General features: G+C 28.8%; 14 protein-coding genes. All 14 read left to right on the plus strand.

The annotated features are described in order from the left end of the window. Positions 1 to 888 (plus strand): cobalamin biosynthesis protein, encoded by an 888-nt coding sequence (locus KGF38_RS14380; protein ID WP_074180117.1) that lies wholly within the window; start codon positions 1 to 3, stop codon positions 886 to 888. Continuing rightward, a complete protein-coding gene (locus KGF38_RS14385) occupies positions 876 to 1,508 on the plus strand; it encodes a cobalt-precorrin-8 methylmutase (RefSeq protein WP_054271879.1) in 633 nt (210 codons plus the stop codon). Before KGF38_RS14380 ends, KGF38_RS14385 begins: the two co-directional genes overlap by 13 nt. An 8-nt stretch (positions 1,509 to 1,516) precedes the next feature. Continuing rightward, complete coding sequence (gene cbiD, locus KGF38_RS14390; protein WP_074180118.1) at positions 1,517 to 2,743, plus strand: cobalt-precorrin-5B (C(1))-methyltransferase CbiD; 1,227 nt, start codon at positions 1,517 to 1,519, stop codon at positions 2,741 to 2,743. Beyond that, positions 2,740 to 3,348 (plus strand): cobalt-precorrin-7 (C(5))-methyltransferase, encoded by a 609-nt coding sequence (locus KGF38_RS14395; protein ID WP_074180119.1) that lies wholly within the window; start codon positions 2,740 to 2,742, stop codon positions 3,346 to 3,348. Before cbiD ends, KGF38_RS14395 begins: the two co-directional genes overlap by 4 nt. Next, complete coding sequence (locus KGF38_RS14400) at positions 3,338 to 3,913, plus strand: decarboxylating cobalt-precorrin-6B (C(15))-methyltransferase (RefSeq protein ID WP_054277712.1); 576 nt, start codon at positions 3,338 to 3,340, stop codon at positions 3,911 to 3,913. Before KGF38_RS14395 ends, KGF38_RS14400 begins: the two co-directional genes overlap by 11 nt. Beyond that, the gene (locus tag KGF38_RS14405) at positions 3,906 to 4,658 is read left to right on the plus strand and encodes a cobalt-precorrin-4 methyltransferase (protein WP_074180120.1); all 753 of its coding nucleotides are present in this window, start codon (positions 3,906 to 3,908) and stop codon (positions 4,656 to 4,658) included. The genes KGF38_RS14400 and KGF38_RS14405 overlap by 8 nt, the downstream gene beginning before the upstream one ends. Beyond that, complete coding sequence (gene cbiG / locus KGF38_RS14410; RefSeq protein WP_074180121.1) at positions 4,642 to 5,763, plus strand: cobalt-precorrin 5A hydrolase; 1,122 nt, start codon at positions 4,642 to 4,644, stop codon at positions 5,761 to 5,763. The genes KGF38_RS14405 and cbiG overlap by 17 nt, the downstream gene beginning before the upstream one ends. Further along, positions 5,760 to 6,485: a precorrin-3B C(17)-methyltransferase gene (gene cobJ, locus KGF38_RS14415; RefSeq protein ID WP_054271873.1), complete on the plus strand. Its 726-nt coding sequence runs from the start codon at positions 5,760 to 5,762 to the stop codon at positions 6,483 to 6,485. The genes cbiG and cobJ overlap by 4 nt, the downstream gene beginning before the upstream one ends. Continuing rightward, complete coding sequence (gene cobK / locus KGF38_RS14420; RefSeq protein WP_054271872.1) at positions 6,482 to 7,231, plus strand: precorrin-6A reductase; 750 nt, start codon at positions 6,482 to 6,484, stop codon at positions 7,229 to 7,231. The genes cobJ and cobK overlap by 4 nt, the downstream gene beginning before the upstream one ends. An 18-nt stretch (positions 7,232 to 7,249) precedes the next feature. After that, positions 7,250 to 8,728, plus strand: a complete 1,479-nt coding sequence (locus KGF38_RS14425; protein WP_074180122.1) for a cobalt-factor II C(20)-methyltransferase — start codon at positions 7,250 to 7,252, stop codon at positions 8,726 to 8,728. 30 nt (positions 8,729 to 8,758) lie between these two features. Beyond that, complete coding sequence (gene hemC, locus KGF38_RS14430; protein WP_074180123.1) at positions 8,759 to 9,664, plus strand: hydroxymethylbilane synthase; 906 nt, start codon at positions 8,759 to 8,761, stop codon at positions 9,662 to 9,664. Continuing rightward, positions 9,654 to 11,153: a uroporphyrinogen-III C-methyltransferase gene (cobA, locus tag KGF38_RS14435; RefSeq protein WP_074180124.1), complete on the plus strand. Its 1,500-nt coding sequence runs from the start codon at positions 9,654 to 9,656 to the stop codon at positions 11,151 to 11,153. The genes hemC and cobA overlap by 11 nt, the downstream gene beginning before the upstream one ends. Before the next feature lie 15 nt (positions 11,154 to 11,168). Continuing rightward, a complete protein-coding gene (gene hemB, locus KGF38_RS14440) occupies positions 11,169 to 12,134 on the plus strand; it encodes a porphobilinogen synthase (RefSeq protein ID WP_054271868.1) in 966 nt (321 codons plus the stop codon). Positions 12,135 to 12,286: 152 nt separating this feature from the next. Beyond that, positions 12,287 to 12,865: a bifunctional precorrin-2 dehydrogenase/sirohydrochlorin ferrochelatase gene (locus KGF38_RS14445; RefSeq protein ID WP_054271867.1), complete on the plus strand. Its 579-nt coding sequence runs from the start codon at positions 12,287 to 12,289 to the stop codon at positions 12,863 to 12,865. The last annotated feature ends 167 nt before the right edge of the window (positions 12,866 to 13,032 follow it).

Here is a 13,032-nt window from a genome sequence, read left to right on the forward strand (position 1 = left end):
ATGAAATCTTATGGAATGTGCCCAGCATCTTGTGGAGAGTTTGTACAAGGAATAATTGATGATGAAGAATATCTATGCTCATATGCAATAGATATGTATTCCAAGGTGTATATTGAAGAAAAATTAATAGATATAAACTTAGGTAGACGTAAGTCAAGACTAGCAATTGAGAAAGTATTTGAAAAGTTTAATCTACCTAAAAAATATACTAAAAATATTTCTCTGAATATAGACAGTAAGATACCTGTTGGAAAGGGAATGGCAAGTTCGACTGCTGATATAGGAGCTACTATAAAGGCAACATTGTCATTGATAGATAAAGATTTAAGTAGTGAAGAGATTTGTAAATTAGCAGCAGAAATAGAACCAACAGATTCTATATTTATAGATAAAAATAGCATATTTAATCCCTTAAGTGGAACTGTTATAAAATATTTAGGGAATCTAACCAATGCAAAAGTTATAATACTTGAACCAAACAAAATGTTAGATACTATGAAAATTAGGCTGAGGAAAGATTACAATACCTTAAAAATAGAAAATAGAGAAATCATAAAAAGGTCATTTGCTATTCTAGAAGAGGGATTAAAAAGTGATAACTTATCCCTAGTTGGAGAGGCTTGTACTTTAAGTAGTTTAGCAAATGAAAATATAGAGAAAAAAGAGTACCTAAGTGAAATAATAAAAATATCAAAAAAATGTGGAGCATATGGAGTAAACATTGCTCACAGTGGTACAGTAATAGGCATCTTAATTGATAAGTTTATGGATGATAAAAAGATAATAGATGTATTATGTGAATCTAATATAGATTCTGTTTATAATAAGATTTATACATTGAACATAATAAATGGAGGAATTAAGGGGGAAATAGAATGCAATACATAAAGAATCCTATGAAAATAGAAGAAAAAAGTTTTGAATTAATACAAGAAATAATAGATGAGATTAGACCAGATTATAGATTTAAGAATAATATCGAAGAAAAAATAATAAAAAGAGCTATACATACTACTGCTGATTTCGATTACTTAGACATATTAAAAATATCAGAAGAAGCAGTAGATAGTATAATAGATGCATTAAAAAATAATGCTAGTATTTATACTGATACAAATATGGCTCTTAGTGGAATAAATAAAAGAAAGCTAGAAGTATTAGGATGTAAATATAAATGCTTAGTAGCAGACGAAGAAACAGCAAAATTAGCTAAAGAGAAAGGAATTACTCGTTCTATGGCAGCAGTAGAAATTGCAGCTAAAGAAGATGGCAGAAAGATATTTGTTTTAGGAAATGCACCAACAGCTTTATATAAAGTTATGGAGATGAAATCAGAAGGTAAATTAGATTTAGATGCAGTTATAGGAGTTCCTGTAGGTTTTGTAGGGGCGCAAGAATCAAAAGATGAGGTTGAAAAAACAGACATACCATATATAATTTCTAAAGGTAGAAAAGGTGGTAGTAATTTAGCAGCAGCAATAGTAAATGCTATATTATATACTATGTAGGTATATGTATGGAAGAATATGTATATATAGATGGTAAAAAATATCGAAGAGGATATACTACAGGCTCATGTGCAACAGGTGCATCCAAAGCTGCTGTATATATGCTGATAACAAAAAATAAAATTGATACTATAAATATAGATACTCCTAAAGGGATACCATTATCATTAAAGGTTGATAATATAAATATTTCTAATACATTTGTGGAATGTTCTATAAAAAAAGATGGTGGAGATGACATAGATGCAACTCACACCATGGATATTTATGCAAGAGCTGAAATTGTGTCCAAAAACGATAATGATAAAGATTATCTTACTTTATGTGATATTGATAGTGTAAATACTAATAGTGAGAGTCAAAATGAACTTTATAAATATATTAGAGTTTATGGTGGAATTGGTATTGGAGTAGTAACCAAAAAAGGACTAAGTGTAGATGTTGGTAAGCCAGCTATAAATCCTACTCCACTTAAAATGATAAACGAGGAAATAAGAAAGCTTGTAGGAAGTAATTTTGAATCTATACTTGGAGATAATAAAGTTTTAAAAATAACAATCTTTGCTCCACAAGGAGAAACGGTAGCAAAGAAAACATTTAATCCAAGATTAGGTATAGTTGGAGGAATATCTATAATAGGTACAACAGGTATTGTTGAACCTATGAGTGATGAAGGATGGAAAAAATCCTTGTCCATAGAACTTCAAATGAAAAAAGAACAAGGCTTAGATAAAATAATACTGGTTCCAGGAAATCATGGAGAACAGTTTATAAGAGAAAAACTAAACTTGGATATTAAGTATGTAGTTAGAACGAGTAATTTTGTAGGCTATATGATTAAAGAAGCTCAAAGAATAGGGTATAAAAAAATATTAATGGCTGGTCATATAGGCAAATTTATAAAACTATCTGCTGGTATCTTTAATACTCATAGTAAAGTTGCAGATGCTAGAAGTGAGATATTAGTGGCAAATCTAGCCTTAATGGGAGCTAAATACGAATTTTTAAATAAAATAAATCAGTGCCTAACATCTGAAGAAGCTATAGATATAATAAACAATAGTGAGTATAAACAGGTGTATAATATATTGAGTAATAAATGTAGAGATAGAGTAAAGGAATACTTAAATGAAGAGTCAGATGATATTGATGTGGAAGTGATGATATTTTCAATGGATAAGTCATTGTTAGGTAAATCGGATAATACAGATGCATTAGTGGAGGTCTTTATATGATAAACATAATAGGTCTAGGGCCTGGAAATTTGGACTATATAACAAAAAAAGGTGAAAACTTAATTTCCACTTCTGATGTATTAATTGGTGGTAAGAGGAATCTAGAATCTATAAAAAACTTCGAAGGAGAAAAAATAATCTTAGATTCTAATTTGAGAGAAATTATAGAGTACATAAATAATAATAAAGAAAAGCAAATATCAGTAATAGCTTCTGGTGACCCATTAATATATGGTATAGGTAGGTATCTATCTAAGAATATTGACAACAAAATGATAAATATGGTTTCTGGAATTAGTTCATTACAATATATATTTTCAAAAATATATATTGATATGAATGATGTATATATCACAAGTAGTCATGGAAAAGTACCAGATTTTGATTATATACTATCACATAAAAAAGTATGTATGGTTACAGACTCTAAGATAGGTCCAAAACAAATAAGTAAAGAAATAATAGATAGAAATTTAAATAAGATTGTTGTAGTAGGAGAAAATTTATCATATGAAAATGAAAAAATAACAATAGCAAAACCAGAAGAGATAATAAGAATGGACAATTTCGAGATGAATGTTGTGGTGATTTTAGATGAAGAATAGTGAATTTATAACAGGGAAAGTTCCAATTACTAAAGAAGAAGTTAGAGCAATATCAATAAGTAAGTTGAATTTAGTAAAGGCTAAAAACTTTATAGACATAGGTGCTGGTACAGGAAGTGTAAGTATTGAAGCTGCATATAATTATCCTAATCTAAATGTTATATCTATAGAGAAAAATGATGTTGCTATAGAACTTATAGAGAAAAACATAAAAAAGTTTAACTTAAAAAATATAGAAGTAATAAAAGGGTATGCTCCAATCGATGTAGGATTAAATACCCAAGTTGAGTCTATTTTTCTTGGTGGGACAGGGAATAATTTAGAAGAAATAATAGAATGGTCTAAAAATAATTTAGTTATAGGAGGAAGACTTGTAGCTAATTTTATAATAATGGATACTTTTAATCAAACTTTAAAATTACTTAAAAAATATGGATTTAAAGAAATAGATGTAAGTGTTTTAAATGTTTCTAAACTAGAGAAATTAGGAAAAGGTGAATACTTTAAACCACTAAATCCTATATATATAATATCTTGTGAAAAAGGGGAAAATGATTATGAATAAAGTACATTTTGTAGGAGCAGGGCCTGGAGATAAAGAATTAATAACATTAAAAGGATACAAATTATTAAGTAATGCAGATGTAGTAATATATGCAGGTTCACTTGTTAATCCTGAACTTTTGGAATATTGTAAAGAAGATTGCCAAATACATAATAGCGCACATATGGATTTACAAGAGATAATAGATGTCATGAGAGAAGGTATAGAAAATAACAAGTCTGTTGTAAGACTGCAAACAGGTGATTTTTCTATATATGGTTCAATTAGAGAGCAAGTAGAGGACTTAAATAAATTGAATATAGATTACGATTGCACTCCAGGAGTAAGTTCTTTTTTAGGAGCAGCTTCATCTTTAGGTGTTGAATATACAGTTCCAGAAATTTCTCAAAGTGTAATTATAACAAGAATGGAAGGAAGAACCCCAGTTCCAGAGAAAGAATCAATACAATCATATGCTAAGCATCAGACATCTATGGTAATATTTTTATCTGTTCAAGAAATTGATAAAGTTGTGTCTAGATTACTGGAAGGTGGATATCCAAAAGATACTCCTATAGCAGTTATATATAAAGCAACTTGGGCAGATGAAAAAATAGTTAAAGGAACTTTAAGTGACATAGCTATAAAAGTTAAAGAAAATAATATAAATAAAACTGCTTTAATAATGGTTGGAAGATTCTTAGGAGAAGAATATAATAACTCAAAGTTATATGACAAGGATTTTAAACATGAATATAGAGGGTAATATTGCTATAATCTGTATCACAGAAAATGGTAAGAATCTAGCTATAAAGATAAAATCTCTAGTAGATAATTGTGTTGTATATCAAATAAAAAATAAAGAAATTAATTTAAATCTTCAAGAAACCTGTGTACATATAGTTCAAAAGAAACTGAGCGATTTTGTGGGAGAAATATTTAATAAATTTGATTACATAGTATTTATAATGGCTACAGGTATAGTTGTACGAAGTATAGCGCCATATATAGTGAGTAAATTTAGTGACCCAGCAATTTTAGTACTAGATGAGAAAGGTAAAAACGTAATAAGCTTATTGAGTGGGCATATTGGAGGAGCAAATAAATTAACACATTACATAAGTAATCTTATCGATGCTAATCCAGTAATAACAACAGCCACTGATATAAATCAAAAAGCCTCATTAGACATGATAGCAAAAAATCTAAGTGCATACATTGATAACTTTAGAGAAAATGTAAAAGAAGTGAATTCTAAGTTAGTTAACAATAAATGTGTTGGTTTATATGTTGATGAATGGTATCAAGTTGATACTAGAGGCTTTAAGTTTATACAAAATATTGATGAGTTAAAAGAGAGTTTCTTAAATAAGTACATAGAAAAAGTAGTTATAATAAGTCATAAAATAAATTGTATTAGAGATGTTGAAAATTTAAATACAGATAATGAGTTTGAGAATGATTATATTAATGAAAAAATAATAAGAGTAATCCCAAAAGATATAGTAATAGGAATTGGCTGTAGAAGAAATACAGATAGTGAACTAATGTATAATTCGCTTGTAGAATTTCTTAATAAACAAAATATAGATATAAGAGCAATAAACACGATTGGAAGTATAGAGCTAAAAAAAGATGAGAAGGCAATCATTGATTTATCAAAAGAACTACAAATACCTTTTAAAACATTTTCAATAGATGAAATATCAAATGTTGATAATCTATTTGATAAATCTGATTTTGTTAAAAAAAATGTGGGAGTGTATTCAGTAGCAGAGCCAGTAGCGTATCTTTTGAGCAAAGGGAACTTAATAGTTGAAAAACATAAATATAAAGGAATAACTTTTTCAGTGGGGAGAATAAAAATATGATATACGTTGTAGGAATTGGTCCAGGAAGTAAAGATACCATGACTTTAGAGGCAATAAAAGCAATAGAAGATTCTGAGGCTATTGTTGGATATAAGACTTATATAAATTTAATAGAAGAATTTATACAAAATAAAGAAATAATTCAAAATGGTATGAGACAAGAAGTTGATAGATGTAAACAAGCAGTAGAGGAAGCGAAGAAAGGAAAAAAAGTGGCAGTTGTAAGTAGTGGAGATGCTGGAATATATGGAATGGCAGGACTTATCTTGGAATTAATATCTAAAGAAAAAGAAGATATAAAAGTAAAAGTGATTCCAGGTGTTACTGCAAGTATTGGTGCAGCAGCTATACTTGGAGCTCCTATTATGCATGATTTTTGTCATATAAGTTTAAGTGATTTAATGACTCCATGGGAAGTAATTGAAAAAAGGTTGAAATTAGCTGCTGAAGCTGACTTTGTAATTTGTTTATATAATCCAAGAAGTAAAGGAAGAAGTGAACATTTAAGTAAAGCATTTAAAATAATGGGTGAATTTAAAAGTGGGAATACGCCTGTTGGAGTGGTTAAAGATGTAGGTAGAGAAAAGGAAGAAAAATTTGTATGTACCTTTGAAAATATGGATTTTGAAAAGGTTGATATGACTACAATGGTTATAATCGGAAATAAATCTACTTATATTGATAATGAGTTGATGATAACTCCAAGAGGTTATACAGTATGATTTTGATTTTAGGAGGAACTTCAGATAGTTTATTTATATGTGATAAGATAAATGAACTAAAACAACCATATATCCTTTCAGTGACCACAGATTATGGAAAGGAGCTTGCACAACGACATACAGATAATATAATTTTAGGAAAACTCGGACAGGAGGAGATGCTAAAATTTATAAAAGATAATCATATAGTGAAAATAATAGATGCAACTCATCCTTATGCAGTTGAAGTATCTAAAAATGCTATGTATTGTGCAAAACTGTTGAATGTAGAATATATAAGATTTGAGAGGAAATCTCTAATTGAAGAAATAAATTATGATAATAAGTTTATAGTAGATACAATTGAGGAAGCCTGTAAAATAGCAAATAAAATAGGAAAAAATATATTTATAGGAACAGGAAGTAAGAATCTAAATAGATTTGTAGAGGAAATAAACGATAAAAACTTAGTAGTTAGAGTTCTTCCAACTAGTGAGGTTATACTAAGTTGTGAAAAATTAGGTTTAAATGCAGACAATATAATAGCTATGAAAGGTCCGTTTAGCCAGTGTATAAACGAAGAAACGTATAAACATTATGGCATAGACTTAGTTATAACAAAAGAAAGTGGAATAGCAGGTGGTTTCTTAGAAAAAGTAAATGCATGTAAAAGTTTTAATATACCAGTGATAATTATTAAGCGAGAATCGATTAACTATGAAAATGTAATTAATGATATAAATAAAATTAAAGACATACTTGTATAATTTTTAGGAGGAGAACATATGAAGAAGGCCTTATTAGTAGTGAGTTTTGGTACGAGCTACCATGAAACGAGAGAAAAGACAATAGATATGTGTGAAAATAAAATAAAAGATTCATTAAAAAACTATGACTTTTTTAGAGCTTATACATCAAATATGATAATAAATAAAATAAAAAAAAGGGATGGAATAGAGATAGACAATCCAATACAAGCTTTAGATAAAATATATGAACAAGGATATGATGAAGTAATAATTCAAACACTTCATATTATATGTGGAGAAGAATTTAACAAGTTAAAAGAGCAAGTAGAAGGCTACTCATCTAAATTTAAAAAGATTGTATTAGGGAGACCTTTACTTACACATATTGAGGATTATCAAGAATCTGTAGAGGCGATTAAACATCAAATCCCTCATATGAAAAATGATGAAGCAGTAGTATTTATGGGTCATGGGACTATTCATGAATCACATTCAGCATATCCAGCATTAGAATATATGCTTAGAGATAATGGAGTAAATGCTTATGTTGGTACAGTTGAAGGTTATCCAGAAATAGAGCATGTAATAAGAAGATTAAAAGAAGGTAATATAAAAACCGTAAATCTAATGCCATTTATGTTAGTTGCAGGTGACCATGCTATAAATGATATGGCGGGAGATGAAGAAGATTCTTGGAAAACAATATTAGAAGAGAATGGATTTAATGTAAATATACATCTAAAAGGTTTAGGTGAAAATCCTTATATACAAGATAAGTTTGTTCGTCATGCGACTAAATGTGCAGAAAATGTTAAGTTTTATGGTATAGGAGCAGGACCAGGAGACAGTTCTTTACTTACAATGAAAGCAGTTAGCGCATTAAAGAAACTAGATATTTTATATACTCCAGAATCAAAAAAAGGTGGAGATAGCTTAGCTTTATCAATAGTTAAAGAATACTTAAATGAATCAATAGAGATAAAATCTAGACATTTTCCAATGTGTTTTGATGGAAATGAAAAGAATATAGCATGGGACAATGTAGCTGAAGAGATTGCTACAGATGTTAAGAATGGAAAAAACGTAGGGTTTGTAACATTAGGAGACCCTATGATTTATAGCACATATGTGTACATAATGGAGAGAATATCAGATGAGATAGAAGTAGAAACTATACCAGGGATTTCATCATTTTCTAATATAGCATCTAATCAAAATTTTCCACTAGTTATGGATAAGGAAGCCTTAGTAATAGTTCCTTGTACTATGGAAGATGATAAAATAGAACTTGCTTTACAAAATTATAATTCAATAGTATTGATGAAAGTTTATAAGAACTTTAAGGAAATAATAAAAAAACTAGAAAAATATAATCTAATAGAACATGCTATTTTAGTAAGTAATTCGTCTCAAGAAGGTGAAACTGTATTTAAAGATTTACGAGAGGCACATCTTGAAGATAAGATATCTTATTTTTCTACAATACTAGTAAATAAAGAGAACAAAATAAAATAGATGAAGGTAATATTTTAAAGGAGATTTAGTATGAATATCGTGGTTGGAACTAGGGGTAGTAATCTAGCACTTATACAAACAGAATGGGTAATTAATGAATTAAAAAAGAAGTATCCAGATATTAATTTTGAGATTAAAGTCATAAAGACAAAAGGGGATTTGATTCAAAATGTTTCCCTAGATAAAATAGGCGATAAAGGATTGTTTGTTAAAGAAATAGAGCAGCAACTATTGGATGGAAAAATAGATATAGCAGTACATAGTATGAAGGATATGCCCTCTTATTTAGCAGATGGACTAAAATTTGCTCATACACCTAAGAGAGAAGACCCAAGAGATGTTCTAATACTTAGAGAAGGATATAAAAGCTTAGATGATTTACCTCATGGAGCAGTAATAGGCACAGGAAGTAAAAGAAGAAAATTTCAATTATTAAAGCAAAGACCTGACCTAAATATAGTACAAGTTAGAGGTAATGTAGAAACTAGAATACGAAAAATAAAAGATGAAAATATGCATGGGATTGTGTTGGCTGCATCAGGAATAATAAGAGCGAATTTACAAGAAAAAATAAGTTCTTATTTACCTGTTGATGTTGTTATACCAGCACCTGCTCAAGGAGCTTTGGCTATAGAAATAAGAAGTAATGATAGTAATATAGAAGAAATAGTAAATTCACTAAAAGATGAAAATACAGAAATCCAAATATTAGCTGAAAGAGGTTTTTTGGATGGTGTTAATGGAAGTTGTCATATACCAATGGCTGCTTATTGTGAAATAAACCAAGATAAGATACATCTTACTGGTCTATATGGAGATTCAGAAGGAACTAAAGTAGTAATTAAGTCTATGGAGGGGGATATTTCTTCTCCTAGAGAGTTAGGTTTAAAACTAGCTAAACTTGTATTGAAGGAGTATGAAAATTATGAAGGGTAAAGTTTACTTAGTAGGTGCAGGGCCAGGTGATTATAAACTCATGACTTTAAAAGGTCTAGAGTGTATAAGAAAGTCAGATGTAATAGTATATGATAGATTAGCAAATAGTAGTTACTTAAGAGAAGCTAAGCCTGATTGTGAGCTTATATATGTAGGAAAGGTATCAAGTAATCATATTTTGCCACAGGAAGATATAAATAGAATTATAGCAGAAAAGGCTAAAGAAGGAAAATATGTTACTCGTCTTAAGGGGGGAGACCCTTATGTATTTGGTAGAGGAGGCGAAGAAGCAGAGACTTTAGTAGATGAGGAGATAGAATTTGAAGTAGTTCCAGGAATAACTTCTGCTATAGGAGGCTTATGTTATGCTGGTATACCTATAACACATAGAGAACATGCTTCATCTTTTCATGTAATAACAGGTCATTTGAAGGGTGATGATAGTGGAGAATTAAATTGGAATGCTCTTGCAAATAATAAAGGTACTCTTGTGTTTTTAATGGGAATATCAAATTTAAAGAAAATAAGTGAAAACTTAATGAGAGAGGGAAAAGATAAGGATACACCAGTTGCACTTATAAGCTGGGCAACTAGATATAATCAAAGAGTTGTTACATCTACACTTGAAAATGTTTATGAAACTGCTATTAAAGAAGAAGTAAAACCACCAACCCTTATAGTAGTTGGCAGTGTTGTAGGTCTTAGAGAAAAGTTAAATTTCTTTGAGAATAAGCCTTTATTTGGAAAAAGTATTGCTGTAACTAGGTCTAGAAATCAAAATAGTGTATTAGTGGAAAAAATAATGGATTTAGGTGGAAATCCAATTGAAATACCTACTATAAAGATAGAAAAACTACAAAATAATATTAAGTTAGAAAATGAAATAAGAAATATAAATAAATATAATTATCTAATATTAACTAGTAAAAATGCTGTAGAAATCTTTTTTGAAAAGATATATGAAATCAATTTTGATTTAAGAATACTATCTAATTTAAAAATATGTGCTATAGGTTCTGCTACATCAAATGAATTGAAAAAAAGAGGAATTATAGCTGATATAGTACCTAAAAAATTTGTAGCAGAATCACTATATGAAGAGCTAATGCCTATCTTGAAAAGTAGTGATAATATACTTATACCTAGAGCAGAAAATGCTAGAGATTATCTAGTTGACAAGCTTAAGGATATTTGTGAGGTAACAGAAGTACATACATATAGAACAGTAATAGATGAAGAGAAGAAAGATGAGATATTAGATATTTTAAATTCTAATGATATAGATTATATAACATTTACTAGTTCCTCAACAGTAAATAATCTAATTGAAATTATAGGAAAAGAGAATATTAAACTATTAGACAAAATAAAAACACTATCTATTGGACCTATAACTACAGAGACGATAAATAACTTAGGAATAAAGTTATATAAAGAAGCTACTACATCTACTATAGATTCATTAGTAGATTTAATCATAAAAAATTAATTTTGGAGGATTATCATGTTAAGAAGACCAAGAAGATTAAGAGCAAGTAAAGCAATAAGAAACTTAGTAAGAGAAACTAAAGTAAATGTAGAAGATTTAATATATCCGCTATTTGTAGTAGAGGGAGAGAATATAAAAGAAGAAATTAAATCTTTACCAGATGTTTATCATTTATCTATAGACATGTTAGAAGAAGAAATAAAAGAAATAAGTGAGTTAGGTATTGAGCATATAATGTTGTTTGGTGTGCCAAATGAAAAAGATGAGTGTGCCTCACAAGCTTTTAATGATAATGGAATAGTTCAAAAGGCAATTAGGAAAGTTAAAGAGATAAATCCAGAGATGAATGTGATAACAGATGTCTGTATGTGTCAATATACAAGCCATGGACATTGTGGAATTTTAACTGATACTGGTTATGTTGATAATGATAAATCATTAGAGTATTTAGCTAGAATATCTGTAAGTCATGCTAAAGCTGGAGCAGATATGGTAGCTCCATCGGATATGATGGATGGAAGAATACAAGCGATAAGAGAAGCTTTAGATGAAAATGGATTAGAGAATATAGGAATAATGGCTTATAGTGTTAAATATGCTTCAAATTTCTATGGTCCTTTTAGAGAAGCAGCTCATTCAGCACCATCTTTTGGAGATAGAAAAACATATCAAATGGACCCAGCAAATAGCAATGAAGCTATAATAGAAACAGAACTTGATATATTAGAAGGTGCAGACATACTTATGGTTAAACCTGCATTATCATATTTAGATATCATAAGAAGAGTTAAAGACAACTTTGATTTACCTCTAGCAGCTTATAATGTAAGTGGAGAATATTCTATGCTTAAGTATGCTGTAAAAGAAGGTTTATTAAATGAAGATGTAATTCTTGAATCAATTACATCTATAAAAAGAGCAGGAGCAGATATAATAATAACTTACTTTGCTAAAGATATTGCGAGATTGTTACAAAAATAGATTCTATAAAGAAAAAGAATTATAAAAAGTATAGGAATTGTAATTAGATATTCTATAGTGTTTTTATTTAGAGCTTTATTAAATAAGAATAGATACTAATTTATAATTTCTATACTTTATTTATGTGATTAAATAAATTTTGGAGGTATAAAATGCTATATCCTATTAATTTAAAATTAGATGACCTAGATGTAGTTATAATTGGTGGAGGAGAAGTCGCATATAGGAAATGTAAAAATTTTTTAAACTTTAATAAGAGTGTTACTATAGTTTCTAAACAACTTTTAAATAAGTTTTATGATTTGGAGGGAGATATAAAGATAATAAAGGATGATTATAGAGAAAAGTATATAAAAAATGCTTCTGTAATAATTGCTGCAACAAATAATAGGGAATTGAATATGGAAATAGGATTATATTGTAGAGCGGAAAATAAGCTGGTAAATGTTGTTGATAATGTAGAGGTATCAAATTTTACTGTCCCATCATATATAAAAAGAGGCGATTTACTTATAAGTATATCTACTGGGGGTAAGAGTCCTTCACTATCATCAAAAATAAAAAAGGAGCTTGAAAAGATATATACTGAAGATTATGAGGAATATTTAAATGTATTAGGCGATATTAGAAAAAAAGTTATAAAAAAATATGAAGATAAAAGCGAAAGAAAAGATATGCTTAATATGTTGATAACGCTCGATTTAGAAGAGTTAAAGAAACTTGATATATAAAAAATAAAATAAAAAATATTAAAAATGTGTTGACGGATTATTTTTAAGATGATATAGTATTACTTGTCCTTAAGAAAAGGGCAAACATGAAAAATGAACTTTGAAAATTAAACAGTAGGTTAATTTATAAAACAAGAAACAAACCATAAAGCCAGATATTTTGATAA

This window comes from Clostridioides sp. ZZV14-6387, from assembly GCF_020657835.1.
Taxonomy (GTDB): Bacteria; Bacillota; Clostridia; order Peptostreptococcales; family Peptostreptococcaceae; genus Clostridioides; species Clostridioides difficile_A.